General features: G+C 55.6%; 24 protein-coding genes. 21 read left to right on the forward strand and 3 right to left on the reverse strand.

Annotated elements, in window-relative coordinates; genetic code table 11:
• Positions 1-12 precede the first annotated feature (12 nt).
• The 18 genes from OKX01_RS04175 to OKX01_RS04260 all read left to right on the forward strand — a co-directional run bounded on the left by OKX01_RS04175 (position 13) and on the right by OKX01_RS04260 (position 17,066).
• Positions 13-1,251: a phage major capsid protein gene (locus OKX01_RS04175; protein WP_264672505.1), complete on the forward strand. Its 1,239-nt coding sequence runs from the start codon at positions 13-15 to the stop codon at positions 1,249-1,251.
• Complete coding sequence (locus OKX01_RS04180) at positions 1,251-1,568, forward strand: head-tail connector protein (RefSeq protein WP_264672506.1); 318 nt, start codon at positions 1,251-1,253, stop codon at positions 1,566-1,568. The genes OKX01_RS04175 and OKX01_RS04180 overlap by 1 nt, the downstream gene beginning before the upstream one ends.
• Before the next feature lie 11 nt (positions 1,569-1,579).
• Complete coding sequence (locus OKX01_RS04185) at positions 1,580-1,924, forward strand: phage head closure protein (protein ID WP_264672507.1); 345 nt, start codon at positions 1,580-1,582, stop codon at positions 1,922-1,924.
• Positions 1,917-2,453: an HK97-gp10 family putative phage morphogenesis protein gene (locus OKX01_RS04190; RefSeq protein ID WP_264672508.1), complete on the forward strand. Its 537-nt coding sequence runs from the start codon at positions 1,917-1,919 to the stop codon at positions 2,451-2,453. The genes OKX01_RS04185 and OKX01_RS04190 overlap by 8 nt, the downstream gene beginning before the upstream one ends.
• Positions 2,450-2,815, forward strand: a complete 366-nt coding sequence (locus OKX01_RS04195) for a DUF3168 domain-containing protein (protein WP_264672509.1) — start codon at positions 2,450-2,452, stop codon at positions 2,813-2,815. The genes OKX01_RS04190 and OKX01_RS04195 overlap by 4 nt, the downstream gene beginning before the upstream one ends.
• Positions 2,816-2,860: 45 nt before the next feature.
• Complete coding sequence (locus OKX01_RS04200; protein ID WP_264672510.1) at positions 2,861-3,517, forward strand: phage tail protein; 657 nt, start codon at positions 2,861-2,863, stop codon at positions 3,515-3,517.
• Positions 3,518-3,525: 8 nt separating this feature from the next.
• A complete protein-coding gene (locus OKX01_RS04205; protein WP_264672511.1) occupies positions 3,526-3,846 on the forward strand; it encodes a hypothetical protein in 321 nt (106 codons plus the stop codon).
• Positions 3,847-3,866: 20 nt separating this feature from the next.
• The gene (locus OKX01_RS04210; protein ID WP_264672512.1) at positions 3,867-4,154 is read left to right on the forward strand and encodes a DUF1799 domain-containing protein; all 288 of its coding nucleotides are present in this window, start codon (positions 3,867-3,869) and stop codon (positions 4,152-4,154) included.
• Between the two features lie 37 nt (positions 4,155-4,191).
• Positions 4,192-4,518, forward strand: a complete 327-nt coding sequence (locus OKX01_RS04215; RefSeq protein ID WP_264672513.1) for a hypothetical protein — start codon at positions 4,192-4,194, stop codon at positions 4,516-4,518.
• Positions 4,519-4,604: 86 nt separating this feature from the next.
• Positions 4,605-7,475, forward strand: a complete 2,871-nt coding sequence (locus OKX01_RS04220; protein ID WP_264672514.1) for a phage tail tape measure protein — start codon at positions 4,605-4,607, stop codon at positions 7,473-7,475.
• Positions 7,476-7,478: 3 nt separating this feature from the next.
• Complete coding sequence (locus OKX01_RS04225) at positions 7,479-7,838, forward strand: hypothetical protein (RefSeq protein WP_264672515.1); 360 nt, start codon at positions 7,479-7,481, stop codon at positions 7,836-7,838.
• 70 nt (positions 7,839-7,908) lie between these two features.
• The gene (locus OKX01_RS04230; RefSeq protein WP_264672516.1) at positions 7,909-8,442 is read left to right on the forward strand and encodes a DUF1833 domain-containing protein; all 534 of its coding nucleotides are present in this window, start codon (positions 7,909-7,911) and stop codon (positions 8,440-8,442) included.
• Positions 8,442-8,831, forward strand: coding sequence for a C40 family peptidase (locus OKX01_RS04235; protein WP_264672517.1), 390 nt, complete (start codon positions 8,442-8,444; stop codon positions 8,829-8,831). The genes OKX01_RS04230 and OKX01_RS04235 overlap by 1 nt, the downstream gene beginning before the upstream one ends.
• On the forward strand, positions 8,797-15,321 hold the full coding sequence (locus OKX01_RS04240) for a phage tail protein (protein WP_264672518.1): 6,525 nt from the start codon (positions 8,797-8,799) through the stop codon (positions 15,319-15,321). Before OKX01_RS04235 ends, OKX01_RS04240 begins: the two co-directional genes overlap by 35 nt.
• Positions 15,321-15,695: a hypothetical protein gene (locus OKX01_RS04245; RefSeq protein WP_264672519.1), complete on the forward strand. Its 375-nt coding sequence runs from the start codon at positions 15,321-15,323 to the stop codon at positions 15,693-15,695. The genes OKX01_RS04240 and OKX01_RS04245 overlap by 1 nt, the downstream gene beginning before the upstream one ends.
• 216 nt (positions 15,696-15,911) lie before the next feature.
• The gene (locus OKX01_RS04250) at positions 15,912-16,166 is read left to right on the forward strand and encodes a hypothetical protein (RefSeq protein ID WP_264672520.1); all 255 of its coding nucleotides are present in this window, start codon (positions 15,912-15,914) and stop codon (positions 16,164-16,166) included.
• Positions 16,150-16,608 carry a lysozyme gene (locus tag OKX01_RS04255; RefSeq protein ID WP_264672521.1) on the forward strand — a complete coding sequence of 153 codons (459 nt, stop codon included), beginning with the start codon at positions 16,150-16,152 and terminating at the stop codon, positions 16,606-16,608. The genes OKX01_RS04250 and OKX01_RS04255 overlap by 17 nt, the downstream gene beginning before the upstream one ends.
• Positions 16,587-17,066 carry a DUF2514 domain-containing protein gene (locus OKX01_RS04260; RefSeq protein ID WP_264672522.1) on the forward strand — a complete coding sequence of 160 codons (480 nt, stop codon included), beginning with the start codon at positions 16,587-16,589 and terminating at the stop codon, positions 17,064-17,066. The genes OKX01_RS04255 and OKX01_RS04260 overlap by 22 nt, the downstream gene beginning before the upstream one ends.
• Before the next feature lie 179 nt (positions 17,067-17,245).
• Here OKX01_RS04260 and OKX01_RS04265 read toward each other — a convergent pair whose 3' ends face one another.
• A complete protein-coding gene (locus tag OKX01_RS04265; RefSeq protein ID WP_264672523.1) occupies positions 17,246-17,818 on the reverse strand; it encodes a hypothetical protein in 573 nt (190 codons plus the stop codon).
• 499 nt (positions 17,819-18,317) lie between these two features.
• On the opposite strand from OKX01_RS04265, the gene OKX01_RS04270 reads away from it, so the two are divergent.
• On the forward strand, positions 18,318-18,743 hold the full coding sequence (locus tag OKX01_RS04270) for a PACE efflux transporter (RefSeq protein ID WP_094195811.1): 426 nt from the start codon (positions 18,318-18,320) through the stop codon (positions 18,741-18,743).
• A 214-nt stretch (positions 18,744-18,957) separates the two neighbouring features.
• On the opposite strand, the gene OKX01_RS04275 is transcribed toward OKX01_RS04270, so the two are convergent.
• Positions 18,958-19,347, reverse strand: a complete 390-nt coding sequence (locus OKX01_RS04275) for a winged helix-turn-helix transcriptional regulator (protein WP_264672524.1) — start codon at positions 19,345-19,347, stop codon at positions 18,958-18,960.
• A gap of 151 nt (positions 19,348-19,498) precedes the next feature.
• Here OKX01_RS04275 and OKX01_RS04280 point away from each other — a divergent pair, with 151 nt between their 5' ends.
• Both OKX01_RS04280 and OKX01_RS04285 read left to right on the forward strand, forming a co-directional pair.
• Positions 19,499-20,110: an NAD(P)-dependent oxidoreductase gene (locus OKX01_RS04280; protein WP_264672525.1), complete on the forward strand. Its 612-nt coding sequence runs from the start codon at positions 19,499-19,501 to the stop codon at positions 20,108-20,110.
• A gap of 16 nt (positions 20,111-20,126) precedes the next feature.
• Entirely contained in the window at positions 20,127-20,606 is a 480-nt protein-coding gene (locus OKX01_RS04285) for an ester cyclase (protein ID WP_094195814.1), read from the forward strand.
• A gap of 172 nt (positions 20,607-20,778) precedes the next feature.
• Here OKX01_RS04285 and OKX01_RS04290 read toward each other — a convergent pair whose 3' ends face one another.
• Complete coding sequence (locus OKX01_RS04290; RefSeq protein WP_125277012.1) at positions 20,779-22,008, reverse strand: MFS transporter; 1,230 nt, start codon at positions 22,006-22,008, stop codon at positions 20,779-20,781.
• Positions 22,009-22,067 lie beyond the last annotated feature (59 nt).

Below are 22,067 nucleotides of genomic sequence, written 5' to 3' on the forward strand. Positions count from 1 at the left end.
ACGAGGTAACTCATGACTCTTGCAGAACTGCTACAAAAGCGTGCGCGTCTGGCGACGGAAATGCGTACTTATCATGACGCCCAAGGTGAGGCCGAATGGGGCGACGAGCAGCGCTCCAAGTGGGCCGCCATGCGCGACGACATTAAAAAGCTGGATGATCGTATTCAGCGGGAAGAAGAGCTGCGTGCACAAGAGCAGCGTCATATCGATGACAATGCAGAAGACCTGGAGCGCCGTGCTCGCCAAGAAAGCGGTGCAGGCACCGAGGATGAGCAGCGTGCCGAAGCGTTCGGTGCCTTCCTGCGTGGCGGCCTGCGTTCCTTGACACCGGAGCAGCGTGCTCTGGCCCGCCAGGATGAACAGCGAGCCCAGGCTGCCGGCGTGAACGACAAGGGCGGCTACACAGTGCCAGCCGACTTCATTGCACAAGTCCACGAATCCATGAGGGATTACGGTGGTATTGCCAGTGTCGCCCGTGTGCTGGTGACTGATCGTGGGAACCTGATCGAATGGCCGACCAGTAATGGCACGACCGAAGAAGGTGAGCTGCTAGGGGAAAACGCCGAAGCCAGTGAAGGCGATGTGACCTTCGGCATGGGCAGCTTGGGCGCACACAAGATGTCGTCCAAGATTATTCGTGTCTCCAACGAGCTGCTCAATGATTCGGCCATCAACATGGAAGCGTACTTGGCCAGCCGTATCGGTAGCCGTATTGGCCGAGGCGAGGCGCGGTTGATTGTTCAAGGCACTGGCGCCGGCACGCCGCTACAGCCTAAAGGCCTGGCCGCATCGGCAGCCATCGGTAAGGTGACGGCAGCTGCAGGTACTTTCACTTGGAAGGAGGTCAATGGTCTGATCCACTCGCTGGACCCGGCATATCGGCGCGCGCCCAAGTTTCGCCTGGCCTTCAATGACGCTACGCTCCAAATTTTGGAGGAAATGGAGGATGGCCAGGGGCGTCCGCTGTGGCTGCCCGGTGTTGCTAACGGCCCGCCAGCGACCGTGCTCAACCGCCAGTACGTGATCGACCAAGGTATTGCGGACGTGGGTGCCGGCAATAAATTTATGTTTGCAGGTGACTTTGACCAGTTCATTATCCGTCGCGTTCGCTACATGGTTCTGCGTCGCCTGACCGAGCGTTACGCAGAGTACGACCAGACGGCATTCTTGGCATTTCACCGCTTCGGCTGCGTGCTGCAAGACGAAAGTGCCATGCGTGCCCTGCAGGGCAAACCTGGGACAGGCGGCTAATGATCAGCCTGGGTCTTGTTCGTGAGCATTGTCGGGCAGATCCGGAGGACGTGAGTGATGAGCTTCTCACGTCCTACTTAAACGGAGCTATCCGGCTGTTCGAGCGGCGTACGGGCCGCAAGCTGTATCCCGGCCCTGAGTTGCCTGGCGATGCTCTCGTGAATGCGCTCCTGCTGGACGCCGACGTGCAAACGGCCATCCTGCTGCTGGTCGAGCATCGAAACGTCTATCGGGGCGAGGCGACCGAAGGCAAGCCCGAGGAAATTCCGCTTGGAGCTCAACACGTCATGAATATGTGTCGGTGGTTCTACGATTGACAGGAGGAGCCATGCTGGAGTCACGCAAGCTTAACCGACGCATCAAGATTCAGCAGCGCGGTCCGGCCCAGGATGCTGGCGGCCAGCCCATTGATGGCTGGGTCGAGGTGGCTAAGCCATGGGCTTGGATTAAGGGCCAGACGGGCATGGCGGTGGGCACGCAGATGGCAGGCGAGGGCACGGTGGCCGCTTCCCTCAACGTCTACTCCTTCCGGATACGTTACCGGCCAGCGATAACGAGTGCCATGCGCGTGCTGTATGCCGGACAGGTATTCGACATCAAGCATGTACGCCATGACCTGGCTGGTCGGGAGTGGACGGATCTGGTTTGCGGGATGGGGGGCAACGATGGTTGAGTCTGCCATTGAGTTCGATATGGAGTCTGCGCTCAAGTCGTTGGACGCGCTTGGGGCCGCTGCAAAATCACACTTGCCGCGCTCAATGGCGGTAGCCGCCGGTAAGGTATTCCGAGACGAGGCCAAGGCAAAGGCTCCTGTATTTGATGGCTCTACTGTGTTAAAAGGCGGCGCAAACATCAAGAAGGAACCTAAAGCGGGGCTTTTGCGAGACGCGATTTATTTGGCGTTTTCGGATAACCGATCGTTTCCAAGCGATGGACATTTTGTGTACTCCGTGGCTTGGAATGCGGCTAAGGCCCCCCATGGACACCTTCTGGAGTTTGGGCACTGGCGTTACAACGTGATCCGGGGCGGATACCCCACAAAAGAGCGACTTGAAAAACCGGTATGGGTAGCAGCGCATCCCTTTTTGCGGCCTGCCTATGATGCTGCGCGTCAGCGGGCTATTCAGGCAGGGATGGAACGTGGTCGTGAGCGTACCGCCGAGTTGCTGGCCAATCCTGCGTTGCTGGAGCAGTTCAAATGACGATTGAATCCGCTCTATTTACGTTGCTTGGACCGCTGGTTGGTAATCGGTGCTATCCCGATATCACGCCGCCAGGGGCTGATTTCCCATTGATCGTGTATCAATCTGTGGGTGGAGAATCTCCTGAGTTCTTGGAGCGCCGTTTACCCGATTGTGAGCATTATCGGATTCAGGTTCATTGTTGGGCAAAGGCTCGATTACAGGCCAGTTCTCTGGCATTGCAGGTACGCCAGCAGATTATCGAGCACGGAACTGCCTTTGTGTCTGCCAAAACTCTTGGTCAGCGCACGGCGCTATACGAAGACGAGCTAAAGCTTTACGGCACTCGCCAGGACTTTGGTATCTGGATTAAAGAACGATGATTTTTCAGCCGCCTTCGGGCGGTTTTTTCATATAAGGAGCCTGCAATGGCACTGAAATTCCCTGATGGTTCGGTAGTGGGTTTTGCCACTGCATTGGCCGAGCCCATCCCGTTTACCGCTATCAGCAATGGCAGCCCGGCTGAAATTACGCATGAGGGCACACTGGCAAAAGATGCGGTTGTGGTGGTGGCATCCAGCTGGGCCGCTATTAACAATCGTGCCGCCGTAGCTGGCCTGACTGCTACCGGCAAGACGCCGCTGATCGGCATCGATACGACTGACAGCGATCTGTTCCGGCCTGGCGGCGGCAAGGGCAGTGTGGCCGTGGCCAGTACTTTTATTGATTTCTCTCAGCAGGGTGAGCTTTCCAGTTCGGGTGGTGAGCCGCAAACCTATACCGGCAAATGGCTGGAAGACCCAATGGGCCAGGAGTTCCAGGTGCCTATTGGTCAATCCGCTCGGCAATATGCACTGCAACTGGATTATGACGCCAGCATGCCTTGGTTTGAGGCGGCCAAGGCGATTTCTCGCAAGCGTAAGCCGACAGTGATCCGTATCCAGCTGCCTGATGGCGATATTGTCTATGAATTTGGCTACGTTCACTTCAATCCCGGCCTGAATATGCAGTCGGGCAATCCAATCAAGAACGCGGTGACTTTCTATCTGATGAGCAGTGAAGGCACCTTGATTCCCGCAGCGTAAGGACGAACATGGCTATCAAAAAAGGCAATGCGCCCAAGACAATCCCGGCCAAACTGGAGTTGACCGGTGGTGGTGAAGAAAACACCCTGTCTTTGACGTTCCATAACCGCAAGCCCAGCGAGTTTACAGAGAAGGTGGAAAAGCTGGGTTTGCCGGATGCCCCACCGTTTTTCCCTTCTCTTGTGCTCTTCCTGGTTAAGGATTGGGATACCGATTACTCTCTATCGGTAGAGGGTGCGACAGAAATGGAGGATGAGCGCCCTGGTATTCTGGCGTCAATCGTTCAAGGTTTTCATGAGGCACGTAAGGTCAAGCTGCAGGGAAACTAAAGGCGGTGGTTCGGGCGTTGATGTGGCGGCGCCCGACCGCCGCTCAGTTGCGTGGGACTGGCCTCAAGCAAAGCCACTACAAGGAACCTTTTGTTGAAGTCTGGCCGGAGTGTTGGCCGGCTGTAGAGCTATACCTGAAATACCGCACGCAGTGGATTCAGGGGCCTGGTGGCCCAAGCGGTTTGAATTACGCCATTTTGTTTGCAGACTTAGATTGTTCCGGCATCGAGGGTGACGAGCGCGAAGAAATCATGGACGACATCCGCACGATAGAGGCGGAAGTGCTGGCGGAGATCTACAAGGAATAGCCACTGGTATCATTCCGTCATCTTTAGGGAGGATGGGATGAGGAAGGTATTGCTTGGTACTGTACTTGTTGCTCTCTGTATATCGGTTGCTAAAGCCAGCTCAGCAGAGGATAACCAGAGTACTTGTAATTTTGTCGGAGACTTTTCTAAGTCAGTTATGTCAGCTCGTCAGAACGGCGTGCCAGCTCAGAAAATTATGGCCTCACTCACTGAGGATGATGGTGCTGTGTATGCAGATACATTAAAACGAATCGTTGTTGCTGCCTACCGCATGCCGTTATTTCACACAGAAGCCGGGAAAGAAGAGGCTATAACTGAATTTCAGAATGCATGGTATTTAAGTTGCTTAGAACTACAAGATTAGCTGGACGGGAGTGATTCCTAGTCCAAGCATAGAGTTAAAGAGGTCTTAAGCCCGCGTCCGTGCGGGCTTTTTCATGGGTGAGTGAAATGGAAGGTCAAACAATCGCGACAGCGCGAATTGACATTACAGCCAACGCTGAGGGGGTGGAGGCGGCTACAGCAAAGGCTAAAGCCAGCATTACATCCATGAGCATAGATGCTCAGGCTCAATATCAGCGATTGTCTGGGGCCGAGAAGCGGCGAGTGGATGCGCTGATCCGCCAAGCCGACACGGTGGGAATGACGCGCGCGCAGCAGATTGCGTATAACGCGACTTTGAAGACCGGCGGTCCGGTTCTTGACGAGATCACCCGGAAACTTAACGCGAGCGAGGCTGCTGCTCGCAAGTCCGCTATCGAGTTCAACAAGCACGGCATTTCAGCAGGGCAGTACGCTGCTGCCCTGCGCGGCACCCCTGCTCAGATTACGGACATCATTGTGTCTTTGCAAGGTGGCCAGCGCCCTTTAACTGTTTTGCTCCAGCAAGGGGGGCAACTAAAGGATATGTTCGGTGGCATTGTTCCGGCTGCACAGGCATTGAGCAGCACCCTGATGGGAATGGTAAATCCCGCAACTTTATCTGCGGGGGCGGTCGCCGCATTGGGCCTAGCCTGGTACCAAGGCAGTCGGGAAATGGATGAGTTTCGCACCGACCTGACAATGACCAATGGCGCGATCGGCTTGAATTTGGATCAGTTATCGCAGATGGCTGATGGTTTGGATCAGTTGGCCGGGGTTACCCGTGGACGAGCGGTCCGGGCCCTGACAGAAATCGCGAAGTCCGGCAAGATCGCAGGGGACCAGATTGGCACTGTCGCTGAGATTGCCATTCGCTCAAATCAGGTGCTTCGGCGTGAAATGGCGGATGTGGTTGACGAGTTTGAGCGCCTGGCCGAAGAGCCCACTAAGGCTTCGGCCAAGCTGAATGAGCAATACAACTACTTAACCGCCTCTATTTATGAGCAAATTCAGGCGCTAGAGGAGCAGGGAAACAAGCAGGCAGCCGCCCAACTGGCGCAAGAGACTTATGCCAATGTCACTAAAGAACGCCTGAGCGAGGTTGAGGGTTCTCTCGGGTACGTTGAGCAAGCATGGAATGCAGTCGCAGGGGCGGCGTCGAAGGCTTGGGACATTATGAAGGGGGTTGGCAGAGAGGCCACGACCAGCGATATTCTCCGGATTGCCGAAGACAGTATTAAGGGGTACGAACAAACGCTGATTTCCTTGGGGCTTTCGGCGGATGCGACAGAGGATAGCATTAAGAAGGTTTTTCTGACGGGAACTGAAAGACAGAGTGCAATTTCTGCAATCCGAGGGAAATTGCAAGCGTTGGCGGTAGATGCTGATGTTAAGGCCAAGGCAGCTGGTGATGATTTCACGGCTTGGGCAAAGGGCCTTAATGCGAAGGAGCAAAAAGCTGCAATTGAAGCCCAGGATAAAGTGAATAAGCGGCTCGAAGGCGCTGCAACCAAGGCTGAAAAAGCACGTAAGGAAATCGCAGCTTTCCACGATGAGTTGGCAGATATAAGGAAAACCAACCCTGAAAGTAAATATTTAGATCCTGAGAATATCGCCAGAGTCGAAAAGTCGATCCGGGATAAGTACAAGGAGGGCGGGGGAGGCAAGACAAAGGCCTACTCCAATGATACAGCCACGCGCCTGCTGATGACGCTCAGAGAGCAAGAGGCGTCCTTGCGAGCCCAGGCAGTAGGAACTGAAAAGCTGTCCGCGCAGAAGTCGCGATTAGCGGCGTTTGAGCAGCAGATTGCTGATATCAAGACAAAGAAAGTTTTGACAGCAGACGAGAAATCCATCTTGGCTGCCGAGGATAAGCTGCGAACGCAGATGCAAGTAAACGTAGCGGTGGAGCAAGAGGCAAAAGCCAGGGAAGCATTGCTCAAGTTTCAGGAGCGTGCTGCGCAGGTATCTGAGCAGATGGCCACGGCCAGAACCAATCAGAATGAGCAGCATCAGCGAGTTCTGGACGCCTTCGGTTTGGGTGACAAGGCGATGGAGCGTGTTGAGGCTCAGCGGTCCATCTATCGAGAGTTTGAGCGATATCAACGCCAGCTCTCGCGTGGTGCTGATCTAGGCCTTATCGGTCAAGACCGCTACCGTGAAGAGTCGGACAAGATCCAGGCAGAGCTGCAGCGCCGGCTGGCAATAGAGCAAAGCTATTACGCCGAGGTGGATAAGCTGCAGTCGAGCTGGGTTCTGGGCGCCAGTCAAGGGCTGGCCAATTACTCGGATGAGGCCGCAAATGTGTACCGCTCAGTAAATAGCCTGGCAACAACCTCTTTTAAGGGCATGGAAGACGCGCTTGTTCAGTTCGCTACGACAGGTAAAGCGTCGTTTTCAGACCTGGCTAATAGCATCATCCAAGACATGATCCGCATCGCCATACAGCAATCGATCACTGGCCCGCTGGCCGGTGCGCTGGGCGGGGCCTTGGGTAACCTGTTTGGTGGTGCCGCCCCGGCAGGGGTCACTCCAGGGCTCGACTGGACATTCAATGCCAAGGGCAACGTATATGACAGTCCGAGCCTTTCCAAATACTCGGGTGATGTTTACGACTCCCCTCAATTCTTCGCATTTGCAAAGGGAGCGGGTGTTTTTGGTGAGGCGGGGCCAGAAGCGATTATGCCGCTCAAGCGAAGCTCGGATGGATCGCTTGGCGTGAGGGCGGAGATGCCTCGTATGCCCGTTATGTCGCCTGCACTTCCCGAAATCAACGTCAACATTCAGGGCGCACAGGGCCAGCCAGAGGTATCGGCTCGGCGCAACCAGAACGGCGGCATCGACCTGGATATCATGTTTAAACAGATCGAGCGCCGCGTTGCAGGCGGTATTGCATCAGGTCAAGGGGCTGTTGGGCAGGCCATAGAACGGCGCTACGCACTGACGCCGAAATTGGGGTAAGAAATGGCAATACCAGTATGGCCCTTGGACGTTCCGCTATTGGACGGATTTCAGCGCCAGCCGAAAGACCCGTTCACTCGCACTGACATGGATGATGGCATGGCTCGGACGCGGCGCAGGTTTCGTGTATTCCCGATCACGATTCCTGTCAATTTTCTTGTCATGGCAGGCCAGTACGACGAGTATTACGACTTTTGCGTGAATACGCTCAACGGGTACGCGGACTGGTTCATGGTGACGGTCGATGGCCCAGGCGGAATCATGCAAAAGCGGTGTCGGTGGCTTGGAGCGCCAACAGAGGACCGAATCGGTGGCGGGCATTGGAAAGTGTCCGGCCAACTTGAGACTCTGAGTAACTTTTAACACCGCCTTCGGGTGGGCTTTTCTATCCCTGGCCTCGGCTCTGTCCGGGGTTTTTTTTTGGACGTTTGATATGTCACTTGAGCAAGCGCTGAAAGAAGCCTACGCATCGGCACCCACTGACCGTGTGATCTTTGACACGTTAGAAGTGAGGCATCCTGCGTTTCGGGATGACTCTGGTCTACCAACGGCCATTCGCGTGGTAATCGGCTACGAGAACATCACCGCAAAACTGGAGGGCGATGCGCCTCTGCATCCTGGTCAGTATGTTGAGTTTATTGCGGGTGCGTTCCGGTTCAAGTTGCCGGGGTTTGAAGAGGGCAAAGTCCCCCAGTTGCAGATCACTATCGACGGGGTGAGCCGTGAAGTGGTTGGCCATATTGAGGCAGCCATTGCCGAACGTGAGCCTATCGAGGTCACCTACCGGCCTTATTTGTCCACCGATCTGACTAAGCCGCAGATGGACCCTCCATTGAATATGGTTCTGTCGAAAGTGTCGGTGACAGGGACGTCAGTATCTGGCACGGCTTCGCTGTCCGATGTTCACAATTTTGCTTTCCCATTTGAAAAATACATGGCCAGCCGCTTCCCTGGTTTGGTGCGCTGATGACTTCTGATGATGCAAATCGCTATATCGGGCTGGGGTGGCGTTTGGGCGCTCGCGGGCCGGATCAATACGACTGCTGGGGTTTGCTGCTGCACTGCCGCGCAACTTATTTCGGCGGCGGCATACCCGATGTTGAGTTTGGCGACCCGACCCGCGAGATGTACTCACGCAAGATGCGATCGGGGGAGTGGGAGATTGCCGCATCCCCAGCGCATGGCGATGGCGTCTTGCTGCGAGACGGCAATGACCCGCATGTCGGCATTTATCTTGATCTGGATGGCGGCGGCGTCTTGCACGCGCTGGAGGGCAAGGGTGTTGTGTTCACGGCCTTGCGTGACCTGAATTTCATGGGCTTTGCCCGTCCTACGTTTTACCGAATCTATGCCTAATATCACTATCTGTAAGAACCCGTTCCGACCACACTTGGATCGGGTTGAGACGGCCGTGCGTGCTGGAACACGCCTGGATACTGTTTTGCGTCGTGAGCATCTCATTCGCGGTCGCGGTCGTTCGCTTGTCCGCAACCACTCTTTTGTTGTGCAAGTGAATGGTAATTGGCTGACGCAGGATAAGTGGGCGTACCGGCTGAAATCTGAAGATGTCGTGTTAGTCGCGCTACTCCCTGCGGGTGGTGGTGGGTCTAACCCATTGCAGATGGTGGCAATGATTGCGCTGGCTGCAGCTGCAATTTATACGGGTGGATTGGCTGCCGCTGCATATGGAACAGCAACAGGCGTAGCTGCTGGGGTAACGACGGTTGGGATGTCCGTTGTTGGTGCTGTCGCCTCTACCGCCGTGATGGTGGCAGGCGGCATGCTCCTGTCTGCTATTTTTCCGCCCGCAAAGCCGCCCAGCACCATGGCGCGTGAGCAGGCCAGCCCGACCTACACGATCGGAGCCCAAGGTAATACGGCGCGACTTATGGAGTCGATCCCGGTTCAGTACGGCCGCTTTCGCGTGTACCCGGACTTTGCCGCGCAGCCGTACACCGAAACAGACTCTAATAACGTTTTTCTATACCAGCTATTTTGCCTGGGGCAGGGTGAGCTCGATATTGAGAAGATTCGGATCGAAGATACACCCATTGAGAACTTTGCGGAGGTCACATGGGAAGTTGTGCGACCAGGCGAGAAAGTGACGCTGTTCCCGGACAATGTTGTCACATCGAGCGCCGTCCAAGGCATTGAGCTTAAAGCGGCAAACGAAGAGGGCGGCGGAGGGTATGTGGGGCCTTTCGTCTCGAACCCAGCGGGTACGACATGCAATGCCATTGGGATCGACATGGCTGTGCCAGCGGGACTCTTCAATGCTCACAGAGATGGACTGCGGACATCGTGGGTGCAATGGCATATTGAGATTCGGCCTATCGATGATTCGGGAGCAGCGGTAGGCGACTGGAGATTGCTGACTGATGGGTATTGGCAAGACAATACGGCGACCCCTCAAACTCGCTCCTATCGACATGATGTGCCTGACGGCCGGTATGAGGTTCGTGCTATTCGCGTGAACCCCAAAATTCTTAGTGAGCAGAACCAGAACACGGTGGTTTGGTCGGGGTTGCGAGCTTATCTGCCTTCGAAAGAGTCCTACGGCGACATTACACTTTTAGCCGTTGTGGCGCGTGCTACCAATAGTTTGAATCAGTCTACGGCCCGGCGGATCAATGTGATTGCAACTCGCAAGCTACGTACCTGGGACCCCATGAACGGTTGGTCGTACACGATGAAGGCTACCCGCAACCCAGCCTGGGCGCTTGCGGATGCCTGTAAGAATTCGGTATATGGCCGTGGGTTGCCAGACAGTCGCATTAATTTGCCTGGGCTGTATCGCTTGGCTCAAATTTGGGAGGCGCGAGGTGACACCTATGATGGTGTGTTTGATACAGCTACGACATTGTGGGATGCACTGACGCGAATTGCTCGTGTTGGTCGTGCCATGCCCATGTACTACGCCGGCGTGATCGATTTCATTCGCAATGAGCCGAAGACAGTTAAGACGCAGATGTTCACGCCTGGCAATATGGTCACAAACTCGTTCTCTATCGATTACGTGTTTCCAGAGCATGACAGCCCGGACCACGTTGTTGTCGAGTTTATCAATGAAGAGACGTGGCAGCCAGACGAGGTGGTGTGTACCTTGCCGGGCAGCGCACAGATGCGCCCGTACCGTCTGCAGATCCCCGGTATTGTTCAACGGGAGCAGGCATGGCGTGAGGGCATTTCACTTGCTGCGCAAAACCGCGATCAGCGTCGTTTCGTGTCGTTTCAGACCGAGCTTGAGGGCAATATCCCTCGCTATGGCGATCTGGTGGAAATTAGCCACGATGTGCCCAAGTGGGGTTTGACGGGGTTTATCGAGGGTTACGACCCCGATACCAAAACGCTGGTTACCTCTGAGCCGTTGGAGTGGTGGCGTGGAGAGAATCATTACATCAATCTACGAAAGCGCGATGGATCGCCCGACGGTCCGTACCGCGTCGTTGAAGGGAGCCACGAGCGCGAAGCCGTAATTGCTGACGGTGTGGATGGGTATGCGATTTTCGTGTCGGATGGGCAGGGCGAGGAGTTTACGTATTACCAGTTTGGGCCCGGAGAGCGTCGGTCGCTGCTGGCTCAGGCGGTGAGTGCTGTTCCCGATGAGCAAGGGAATGTGACGCTGGATTTTGTGAACTACGCTGATTCAGTTCACGCCGCTGAATACGGTGGGGCGGTGCCTCCTCCCAATCCGCCTTCTTTATTGCCAATGACCCCGAATGCCCCCATTGTTAATGAGGTCTCGGTGTATGCCACTCCTGTTTCTGGTGAGCAGATTGCCGCGTGTACGCCAGCGCGTGGGGCACAAGGATATGAGTTTCAAGCGAGTGATGATCTTGGTGCGAGTTGGGCTCCTTTGGGCAGCGATACAGCCCCCTCGATTCGCATCCGACTCCCTGCGGGACCTTGGTGGGTTCGTGCTCGAGGTGTTGGGGCAATGCCAGGGCCTTGGAAGGTCTGGCAGGGCTATATCAGCGCCACAATGTTACCGCCAGCCGCACTTGTTGATCTAGCAGCCAAGCCCCTGAATTTTGGAATACGACTTGAGTGGGTTTGGCCGTCTGCCATTGCGCTACGATATATCGAGATCTGGCACAGCCAGACACCAGAGTTTCTTGATGCTGCCCCTCTGGGGCAGTTTTCGTATCCACAGTCGTCTCATGAAATGGCCGGTCTTGCCGCTGGCCGGATTTTTTATTTTTGGGCGCGGATACGAGATGAAGCCGATCAGCCAGGCCCTTGGTTCCCAGAGTCAGGTGCGGGCGTGCTTGGGCAGTCCAGCGCGGATGCCGACGACATTCTGGAATTGTTGGAGGGCCAGATAGGCGAGAACCAATTAACTGGTGAGTTGCTGCGTCCCATCCAGTTGGTCGATCAAATCAACGATGTGATGATTCCTGGTTTGGCCGACGATCTGGCCAGGAATGCGCAGGCGTTGGCGCAAGAGAAGCAGGACCGAGCCACGGCGTTAGCCGCCGAGGCCCAGGCTCGCCTGGATGGTGATGTGGCCGCTGCACAAGCGTTGGCCGCCGGCCTGTTGTCTGAGGCGCAGGAGCGGGGCGCGGCGATATCGCAGGAGAAAACCGAGCGCCAGCAGGCCGACAGTTCGCTGGCCGGCCAAATAGACACCGTCACGGCAGCCGTGGGCGCGAATGCGGCGGCGATATCGCAGGAGGCCCAGGCACGGGCATCGGGCGACAGCGCCGAGGCCAATCAGCGGCAGATGCTGGCCGCGCAGCTGCGTGGTGGGCATGAGGGCTCAGATCTGGACGGCGTGACCTCGGGGCTTATCGCTCAGGAGAAAGCAGCGCGCACGACCCAGTATGAGGGGCTGGCGCGTCAGATGACGCTGTTGTCCGCTGGCGTGGGTGAGCAGTTTGATCATGCCAAAATCTGGTACTTCACAGGCAGCACGGAAGGCTGGAGTACCGCGACCCTGGTGGAAGGGAGCTGGCTGCGGCCTAACGATAGCCCCGGTTATACGAGATCCCCCCGAGGGCTGGGCATTAACGGCGCGGAGTTCCAGCAACTGCGCGTACGCGTGCGCAAAGTGGGTGCGCCGACCTGGGACTGTATTGTGGGCGTGTATGCGCCTGGGGCGACGAGTTATGTTGCGATCAAGCCCGCAGAGCCAGCGTGGGATGAAAACGGCATTGGTATGCTGGTGTTATCGCATGAGCATACCGGCACGATTGACGGTTTGCTGCTGCGCGGCGGTACAGGAAGGACTGCCACCAATTATTTTGCCTTTGACTGGGTAGCCGTCGGACGTCCGGCGCCTGGGGCGTCCGGCTCCGCGCTGTCTGATGAGGCAACGGCACGCGCTACGGCAGACTCTGCGGAAGCGACCAAGCGCGAGACTTTGAGTGTAAAACTGACGGGCAAGGCAGACCCGGCTGGGGCAGCATTAGGCAACCTCACGTCTGGCCTGATCTTCGATGAGAGGCAGGCGCGGGTCTCGGGCGATGAGGCCGTGATGACCGAGGTCACAGGACTGAAAGCCCGTATGCCGGCTGGCGGCGGCAAGTTGGCGACCGAGGCCAGCGTGACAGCAGAGGCTCAGGCCCGAGCGTCCGCTGACAGCGCACTGGCTTCTCGATCTGAAGCGTTGGAGGCCCGTATGCCAACGGGCGCGGGCAAGGTGGCCACAGCAGCATCGGTTAGTACGCTTGAAAATCGGGTTGAAACCGTAGAGGGCAAAACGCAGGCAAACAGCAGCGCGTTGACCACTGTGCAGAGTGGCTTGAGCACGCTGAGTGGGGCTGCTGGGGTTGGGCAGAATTTGCTCATTCACTCGGACGTCGAGCTGATTAGGACCACGTCCACCTATTTGTTTGGCCGATATCACTTGACCGAGGATTTCATTCCTGGTCAGGAGTACACGTTGGTAACCTGCGTGACTCACCACAAAGATCCGTCTGATACGCTGAATTCGGCGGTCAGGGTTTGGGCTGGCGGGGCGAGTAATTATGTGGGTGAGGTGGCGCGGGATGTAGATCGCAGGATTAGAGTTTTGCGGTTTACAAAAAACGACCGAAACGATGCGCCGCGTGAGCTGCGCTTCTATTATGCGCCGGGCCCAGGCACACAGCCCGGCGAGGCGATTGTTCATTGGGCCGCTTTGTATAAGGGGAGCGTTACGCCGCCGCTGGAATTGCCTCCCCGCGTAGAAGGCTTGGAGGTTGCTACTGAGGCAAACGCAGTAGCAACCCAGGAACTGAACACGCGAGTTGAGCAAACTGAGCAAAATATCATGTCAGCAGGCCAGAGCATCACGAAAATTGACGCTCGACTGACAGCGAAGCAGGACAGTGATTCGCTGTTGCCAGATTACATGATGGCCAACCCTGAAAGTTGGTACAGCTATTACCCCAACACGGATATCAGCTCAAACTTTGTTCAAGTCGCCGATGGGAGGGTAGCTCCCACAGCATTTCGTTTCGGGGCAGGTCGTACTTACAACTTTAGTGTTGTAACGTTGCCGATCACCCGACGATATCGTGTTCAAGCGTGGATGCGGCGATCGGCGGATTCCGATGGGCATATGCGATTTACATATAAATATCGCAAAACGACTGACGCGGACTCAGGAGCACAAACAAACTACAGCTCGAGAACCGTTACTGACCAAGTGCCTGCAGACGGGAAATGGCACCTAGCGGAGTTTGTGTATGTTGTGCCTGCGTCATTACTGAATGACGGATTTACGGGCATCCGGTTTGGGTTTGCGATTAACGATACAGGCACGAAGGGTTGGGCTGAAATTCAGGGCTATTGCGTCACCAAGGTGATGCAAGGTGTTGATATTGATCCCACTGAAGTCGCCACTGCGCAGTCCGTCAGCAACTTGAGCAGCGTGGTGTCGGAGCAGGGCGAGACTATCGCGAGTCAGGGCCAGGCGCAGACGGCTCTACAGAATCGCGTGAACGACCCTAACACCGGTCTGGCCGCTCAGTCTGCAGCTTTAAGTGATCTGAAATCGTGGACGCAGCTTGCTGACGGTAAGTTTACCGCTCAGGCGAACTCAATCAACGGACTTAGTGCCGAGGTGGGTAACGCATTGGCAAGCGTGGTGTTGGTCCAGAATGCCTTGGCGGAGACCAACGGCAAACTTTCGGCCACCACGACGCTTAAAACAGAGGTGCATTCTGGCGGTAAGTCCTACGTTGCCGGGATCTCTGCGGGAGTAGTTGTGGAGCCTGGCAAACCGGTACAGAGCGAGGTTCTGTTTCTGGCGGATCGATTTGGGTTCCTGAGCTTAGTCAATGGAGTGATTTCTACACCCTTCGTAATCCAGAACGGACAGGCATTTATCAGCCAGGCCTTCATCGGCCAGAGTTGGATTAAGTCAGCAAACATTCAGTCAATCGATGCCAACAAAATCGAGAGCCAGAACTTGGCGTCCAAGATGGCCTCGATTGGGACTGCTTATGTGAATAGAGCGAACATCGTGCATGCGGCGGTAGACACGCTGAGGATTGCGGGTAACGCAGTGGCTATCCACGCAGGCGCTTCTGCGGATGCTCGTACGCTTAATGTCTCAGAGAGTGATTTGAATGTCACGATTGCCTTGCCTCATATGGCAGACGTAACGATTAGCGCCAGCGTCCAAGGGGCGGGCTGGGGCAATGGGAATCTTATGGAGCACCAGCTGCGCGTTAACTGGATTTCATATGGGTCTATCGTCGATGTTAATAATAGTGGTGGCGCAATGGTGTTAAAGACACGTGTGGCCCCTGGTACGCATACATTTACGTTGCGCCAAAAGTCATTCGGCACAGGAGCGACGGCATCAGACTATATGTATGGGCAAGCGGGTCTGTCGGTAATTTGCACAATGAGGTGATGATGGAAGTTGTTTCTTTGTTTAAAAACGGCCGCTTTCAGCAGACGGTCTCTGGGCCGCAGCAACTTGTCATAGATCCAACACTTGCATCTTGGCAAGGGGATTGGGTGCCGGGTGCATTCGATAGTTCCTGGTGGTTCTATGGAGGGGAGGCACGCGAACGTCCAGTGTGCCCCATTGTTGCAGAGGGCCTAGTGCTGCGTGGAGTTCGCCCCGGCAGCATGATTACGATTGAAGGCCAGCAGTATGAGTGCGTCGAGGGCGGGGATGTGGAGCTGTCGTTCCAGTACCCAGGCACGTACGAAATCACGGTCACGCGCTGGCCCTATTTAGACGGGAGATACACCATTGAAAATCCACCACCAGCCGAATAACCACGCAGAACGTCGGCAACGAGAGTACCCGAAGATCGGGGATCAGCTCGATGCTGTGTACAAGCTGGCTCGTCATATGCAGGAGCAGGGCCAGCAACTACCGCCAGATGTTGATAAATGGGTGACTCAATGTCGGGCCGTTAAAGAGAAGTATCCAGCCGCCTAAGCGGCTTTTTTTACGTCTGCTGCAATCGCGGCTATTCACGGGAGACAGCCATGCCGACCGTAAACAAGGGGAAGAAACCAATGCTGCACAACGATGGAGCACATCTGCCGATTACAACCGGCTCAGCATTACTGATTTACAAGTGGACGCTGCAAGAGTTCGTTTTGCTGCTGTGGGCGGCCTATGTGCTGATTCTTATTGTGATCAAACTGCCAGATTTTCTGCGGTCGGCTGCGCGTTTGATAGGTGGACTGCAACGTGGCTGGGCACGTTTCAAGGAGTGGAAAAGTGGATCTGAAAACTAAAGTCGGTGCGGGCGTGATTGCCGCTGCTGTCGGGCTGGTTGCCGCCTGGGAGGGGCGTTCGCTGGTGGCCTATGTGGACCCTGTGGGTATCCCGACTATCTGCGAGGGGTATACGCACGGCGTGCGTCTGGGTGATGTGGCCACGCCAGCGCAATGTGACGCCCTGACAAAACAGGAGGTAGTCAAAGCTCTGGCTGTAGTGGATCGCTCGGTGTCGCAAACGCTGCCTGACGGCATTCGCGTGGCGCTGGCCAGCTTCGTCTACAACGTGGGGCCTGGTGCCTATGGCGGGTCCACGCTGCTGCGCAAGCTGCGGGCTGGCGATATGGCCGGGGCCTGCAACCAACTCCCGCGCTGGGTTTATGCCGGCGGCAAGAAACTGCGCGGTCTTGAACGGCGGCGCGAAGCAGAGAGGCAAATATGTCTATCCGATCTGCAGTAACGGGGGCTGCTGTTCTGGCAGCCCTTTTTATTGGGCTGCAGATGTACGGCTCAGCCCAACACAAGAAAGGTTACGACCAGGCCCAGGCCGAATACATGATCGCCGTCGCCCACGCGGAAGGCAGGGCGCGGCAGATCGAGCACGAATTAACCCAAGAAATGGAGGTCCGAGATCGTGAAACGCAAGAACAGTTGGAGCAAGTGGCTATTGCTGAGCGCCGCGCTGCTGATGAGCGCGTGCGCAAGTCAGCCGAAGAGTACGCCGCCCGCTATCGTCGGGATACCGCGCTTGCCAGCGTTGCCGCAGAGCGCCAGGCAGCCGACACCGCCATCAGAATGTTTGCCGAGCTGCTTGGGGGGCTTGATGAAATGGCGGAAGTCTACGCAGCAGAGGCTGACCGACGCCGAGTAGCAGGGCTTGCTTGTGAAGTGGCCTACACAGACGCCCAGGGGCGGTAGCTACTGCGCCGCCGCTCAGCGACCGTTCCAGTGGCGCTCTGATGCTGAGATAGATGCTACCCCCATGCGTGTGCTGCGCTACGTAGAAACGGAGGCGGACACGTGGGGACGGCTATGCAAGTTATAAAAATTGGGTATTAGTATTAGCTATTGAGCACGCCGTTGTATAGCCATTAAGATTATTTACCAAGACCCGCAAGTGCCTGGTCAGGAGACGGGTTTGGCTTGGTTTCAGGTTTTAAGTCTGTGGCTCTGTCGCGTAGATGGTCAACGACGGTCCAAAACATATTATCTGGCCCAACGGTCATCATCCAAGCGCCCAAAATTATGCCGAAAGTGATAAGCGTTGTAACAAATCCGGCAATAACATTTTGCCAGACCCCTCTGAGAAACGAGTGCTTGGAATCTATCTGCTTGCCTATATCGACCTTAGCCCGCCTCAGTGCACGCATATACATGGACTGCTCTACCTGCTCCTGATGATGCTCGATAGCTTCAGTCAGAACTTCGGTCAAGAAGTTATTGAGAAGAGCTTCAGCGGATTGCTGATAAGACCCAATTCGCGCCTCAGTAGTTGAGGTTAAGTGGAAATGCGCAAGCTCTTTGTCGCTAGGGTCGGCATTGTTGTGTTGCTGTTTGAATTTTGCAATGTACTCGACCTTCTCGTGTTTATAGAGCGCATAAGCTAAGGCCCCAACTACATCGTTTGGGGCCTTAACAAGTTGTCTGTAGATAAAATTATAGTTGCTCACATCAGGCGGGCCGGAATAGGTTTGTCCATGCCTTGCTGAATGCTTGGTTCAGCTGGTCTCGAGTGTAATGGCGCTCTCGAATTTCATGAGCAACACTTTGCGGCAGCGAAGATCGGTCGGCGTGCTGATTGTTGATGAGATGCTGGTTTGCACGCAAAATTTCTTCCCGAGAAAAAGTGCGAACTTTCTTGGTCATCATCCTTCCTTGATAGTGCTTTGTGTGTGTTCCAGGGCGTTTGGCGACGGAATCCGTCCGCAAGGAGTGTGCGCATTGTGCCACGATGCCTGGCAAGTTTATAGATGTAAAATACAACACTCTGTTGAGTAAGTAAATTTTTTTGTTGGTATTTTGGTAGGTATCGTTGGTGAGTTACTCCTTAAATGAGCGTTATATATGGGGGTGTGGCTCCTGCTGGGCCCGCCATCGTATTTTTAATCGCACTGTTCTCTTGGCTCCTTGATCTTGGGGCTGAGGGGCGTGCGCATAAGCAGCTTAGCCATGACACTCCAAGGTTGGAAACGCCGCGTGTTTTACGTGGGTTTGTTTGAGTTTTTTGCCATTGTTTTTTCTTCTTTCTTGCTGGCGTATTTTGCCGGTGGAAAGGCCTCTGAATCTGCACCTATTGCCGTCGCGATCTCAGTGATTGCGATTGTTTGGAACTACGTGTTCAACACCGCTTTTGAGTATTGGGAGTCTCGCCAAACGGTCAAAGGCCGCAGCCTGTTGCGCCGTAGCGTGCATGCTGTCAGTTTTGAGGCTGGCCTGGTGATTGCCATCGTGCCTTTGTATATGTGGTGGTATCAGGTTGGCTTGATGGAAGCGCTGCGGATGGAAGTGGCCATTCTGGTGTTCTTCTTGATCTACTCCTTTATCTTTAGCTGGACCTTTGACCGGGTGTTTGGCTTGCCAGCCAGCGCGGCTTGAGGCCTTGGCTCCCGTAGATAGAAAAAGCCGCGTAATGCGGCTTTTTTGTTGTCGACCTGGGGCTGACAAGGCGTCGTCCCCTCCGGTTTAGGTTTAGGGCGGGCACTGGCATTCGGGGCAGGGGTAGGACCGTTCGTTCAGGCCTTGCTTGCAAACGGGGCTGGTGAATACAGGAGGTGGGGCGTAATGCGCCGCCGGGTGCATCCGGCTACTGTTAGCCCGATTTGGATTCCCGGCGTGCCTGACAGATACGCGCATGATGAATGTCTGCCCACTTCACCAGTTCCCGCATGGGCACCAGAAAGGACTGCCCCAGTTCGGTCAGTGTGTATTCCACGCGTGGCGGCACTTCTGCGTACAAGGTTCGTTGTACAAACCCATCCGTTTCCAGGCGCTTGAGTGTGCGCGAGAGCATCTGACGGGAAATATCGCCGATTTCCCGACTTAGTTCGTTAAAGCGCAGCGTGCCCGGTGCCAGGGACTCCAGGATCAGCAGACTCCATTGATCGCCAATTCGGTCCAGCACATCCCGGATGGGGCAGGGTTGCTCGAACTCTTCCTGTATCAGGCTGAAAGCCTGTGTAGTGGCGCTTGATGAGGACATGGCGACTTGCTCTCCTGTGTTCAATAGTCACTTGCGTGTGACCTAGTATGGCCGGCGTGACTTCTTGTGGACTGTCAAAAAACTGTCTAGCATCACGCTTAATGGTCTACTTTATAGACCAGGTCTTTATTTGAGCACACAAGGAGCGGTTATGTCTCGTATTGCATTGATAGGTGCTTCTGGCGAAGTCGGTTCGCGCCTTTTGAAAGAACTCTCTGATCGTGGTCATACAGTGACAGCGATTGCTCGCCATCCTGAAAAAATTGCCAGCCTGCCCAATGTCACGGCTGTTCAGGGTGATGTGAATGATCTGGACGGTTTGATCGCGCTACTGCAAGGTCACGATGTGGCGATTAGCGCCGTTCGTTTCGCCTCGTCGGATCCTTCCAAGCTGATCACGGCAGTTCGCGCGGCTGGTGTGCCGCGTTATCTGGTGGTGGGTGGTGCGGCCAGTCTTGAAGTGGCTCCCGGTCAGCGATTGATTGATCAGCCCGCATTTCCGGATGCGTATCGTACCGAAGCCTTGGGGGGGATTGCCTTTCTGGATCAGCTACGTCAGGAAAAAGAGCTGGATTGGACTTTCTTGTCGCCCTCGGCAGAGTTTGGTCCCGGTCAGCGCAGGGGCAAATTCCGTGTGGGCCAAGACAGTCTTTTGGTCTCCGACCAAGGCAGCAAGATTTCTTATGAGGATTACGCCATCGCTTTGGTGGACGAGATTGAACATCCTGCCCATTCGCGCCAGCGCTTTACCGTAGGTTATTGATCAAGGAGTGGGGCTGATGAAAGGGTTAATTCGATGGGTATCTCCAGTTTTATTGGCGGGCTCTTTCTTGTTGAGCACAAATGCAGCGTTGGCTGCCAATTCGCCGACTCGTGATGTGGTTCAGGAAGAAAGCAATCGCACGCTAGTGGTCAATTTTTACGATAGCTTCTTTAACAAGCATCAGGTGCAGGAAGCGGCGACAGTGGTGGCCCAGGACTATATCCAGCACAACCCGGAAGTGCCGGACGGGAAGGCGCCTTTTGTGGGCTACTTTAGTGGCTATTTCAAAGAGAACCCGCAGTCTCGTGCGCGGATTGTGCGCAGTGCCACAGACGGGGATCTGGTCTATCTGCATGTGCATTCGACCAATGGCAAGGCTGACCGGGGGCAGGCGGTGATTGATATTTTTCGGGTGCAAGACGGCAAGATCGTGGAGCATTGGGATGTGATTCAGGCCGTGCCGGAGCAGGCTGCCAATAGCAACACCATGTTCTAAGAACTCTGTTGTGGGGCGACGTATTGCTCCGGTGCAAAGAGGACGTATGTGTACGCCAAATAAAAGACCCGCCAATGATGGCGGGTCTTTTTGATGAAGGGGCCGTTAAAAAGCGTTCTTTTTGGGACTGCAGCTTTTGCTGGGGTTTAGCAGGGTTTTACTCCTGAGACGCCTAAGCCGTCTGCATCTTGATCTTGGCTTCGCGTATCGGCAGATTGACAATGGCAGCCAGTACGGCCAGCACAATATCAGCCCACCACATCCAGCTGTAATCACCAAACCGAGTCAAGGCGATACCACCTAGCCACGCCCCCAAAAAGCCGCCGATCTGGTGTGAGAACAAGGCCAAGCCAAACAGGGTGGCCAGATAACGTGTGCCAAACAGCTTGGCGACGATATTGGCGGTGGGTGGCACGGTCGCCAGCCAGGTCAGACCCAGGCCGATGGCAAAGATGTAAAACACCAGATCGGTTTTAGGCATCATCAAGTACCACAGGATCAGCACGGCGCGCGAGGCATACATTAGTGCCAGCACATATTTGCTGCGCCAGCGGGCAATGCAGGAACCGGCGGCGATACTGCCAAAGATATTGGCCAGGCCGATCAAGGCCAAGGACCAGCTTGCTACTGAAGGCGGCAGTCCGCACAGGTCGATTTCCCCCGGCAGGTGGGTGACCAGAAAAGCAATGTGAAAACCGCAGGTGAAAAAGCCCAGGCTCAGCAGCAAGTAGCTGCGATCTGTCATGGCGTTTTTCAATGTCTCGGCCAGTCCCGGACCGCTGCTAACAGGAGCGGGGCGGGGGGCGGCGGCTGTCTTTTGGGCCTTGCTGCCAGGGCTTAGTTTGCGGATCAGGGGCAGGGTTAGCAGGGCGGTCAGAGCCAGAACCCAAAAGGTCGACATCCAGCCCACCCAACCGATCAGCTTTTGCACGACGGGAGCAAAGACGAATTGTCCGAAGGAGCCGCCGGCATTGATCAGGCCAGAGGCCTGGCCGCGTGCGTGCTCAGGAATTCGTTGGGCGGCCGCGCCAATCAAGGTAGAGAAGCTGGCCGCACCCGAGCCAACGCTGGCCAGTAGGCCCAAGGTCAAGGTCAGTCCCAGGCCTGTGCCTATAAAGGGAGTCACTGCACAGCCCAATGCCAGAATCAGCAGGCCCGCGATCAGAACCCGGTCCGGGCCCCAGCGGTCGGAGCAGGCACCGGCAATAGGCTGGATCGCCCCCCAGGTAAGCTGGCCCACGGCCATGGCAAAGCTGATGGACATAATGCCCATGCCGCTTGCCTTATCAATCGGGCCGACGAACAGGCCAAAGGATTGGCGTATCCCCATGGTAACCATCAGGATGCCAGCCGCTGCCAAAGTCACCGTCATTACGGCGGGCTGGCGCAAGGATTGAAACATGGGGTCCCCTCTTATTATTCAGATTTGAATTATCTGGCGAAATGTCAAAGCGGTGCAAT

The sequence above is a fragment of the Alcaligenes sp. SMD-FA genome (assembly GCF_025960365.1).
Taxonomy (GTDB): domain Bacteria; phylum Pseudomonadota; class Gammaproteobacteria; order Burkholderiales; family Burkholderiaceae_B; genus Alcaligenes; species Alcaligenes aquatilis.

Bases quoted from the DNA above. Each gene is read 5' to 3' on its own strand.
- OKX01_RS04260 (WP_264672522.1), top strand. From the start codon at position 16,587: ATGTCTATCCGATCTGCAGTAACGGGGGCTGCTGTTCTGGCAGCCCTT.
- OKX01_RS04200 (WP_264672510.1), top strand. From the start codon at position 2,861: ATGGCACTGAAATTCCCTGATGGTTCGGTAGTGGGTTTTGCCACTGCA.
- OKX01_RS04225 (WP_264672515.1), top strand. From the start codon at position 7,479: ATGGCAATACCAGTATGGCCCTTGGACGTTCCGCTATTGGACGGATTT.
- OKX01_RS04290 (WP_125277012.1), bottom strand. From the start codon at position 22,008: ATGTTTCAATCCTTGCGCCAGCCCGCCGTAATGACGGTGACTTTGGCA.
- OKX01_RS04185 (WP_264672507.1), top strand. From the start codon at position 1,580: ATGCTGGAGTCACGCAAGCTTAACCGACGCATCAAGATTCAGCAGCGC.
- OKX01_RS04280 (WP_264672525.1), top strand. From the start codon at position 19,499: ATGTCTCGTATTGCATTGATAGGTGCTTCTGGCGAAGTCGGTTCGCGC.
- OKX01_RS04215 (WP_264672513.1), top strand. From the start codon at position 4,192: ATGAGGAAGGTATTGCTTGGTACTGTACTTGTTGCTCTCTGTATATCG.
- OKX01_RS04175 (WP_264672505.1), top strand. From the start codon at position 13: ATGACTCTTGCAGAACTGCTACAAAAGCGTGCGCGTCTGGCGACGGAA.
- OKX01_RS04235 (WP_264672517.1), top strand. From the start codon at position 8,442: ATGACTTCTGATGATGCAAATCGCTATATCGGGCTGGGGTGGCGTTTG.
- OKX01_RS04245 (WP_264672519.1), top strand. From the start codon at position 15,321: ATGATGGAAGTTGTTTCTTTGTTTAAAAACGGCCGCTTTCAGCAGACG.
- OKX01_RS04285 (WP_094195814.1), top strand. From the start codon at position 20,127: ATGAAAGGGTTAATTCGATGGGTATCTCCAGTTTTATTGGCGGGCTCT.
- OKX01_RS04210 (WP_264672512.1), top strand. From the start codon at position 3,867: ATGTGGCGGCGCCCGACCGCCGCTCAGTTGCGTGGGACTGGCCTCAAG.
- OKX01_RS04270 (WP_094195811.1), top strand. From the start codon at position 18,318: ATGACACTCCAAGGTTGGAAACGCCGCGTGTTTTACGTGGGTTTGTTT.
- OKX01_RS04230 (WP_264672516.1), top strand. From the start codon at position 7,909: ATGTCACTTGAGCAAGCGCTGAAAGAAGCCTACGCATCGGCACCCACT.
- OKX01_RS04250 (WP_264672520.1), top strand. From the start codon at position 15,912: ATGCCGACCGTAAACAAGGGGAAGAAACCAATGCTGCACAACGATGGA.
- OKX01_RS04180 (WP_264672506.1), top strand. From the start codon at position 1,251: ATGATCAGCCTGGGTCTTGTTCGTGAGCATTGTCGGGCAGATCCGGAG.
- OKX01_RS04205 (WP_264672511.1), top strand. From the start codon at position 3,526: ATGGCTATCAAAAAAGGCAATGCGCCCAAGACAATCCCGGCCAAACTG.
- OKX01_RS04195 (WP_264672509.1), top strand. From the start codon at position 2,450: ATGACGATTGAATCCGCTCTATTTACGTTGCTTGGACCGCTGGTTGGT.
- OKX01_RS04190 (WP_264672508.1), top strand. From the start codon at position 1,917: ATGGTTGAGTCTGCCATTGAGTTCGATATGGAGTCTGCGCTCAAGTCG.
- OKX01_RS04275 (WP_264672524.1), bottom strand. From the start codon at position 19,347: ATGTCCTCATCAAGCGCCACTACACAGGCTTTCAGCCTGATACAGGAA.
- OKX01_RS04220 (WP_264672514.1), top strand. From the start codon at position 4,605: ATGGAAGGTCAAACAATCGCGACAGCGCGAATTGACATTACAGCCAAC.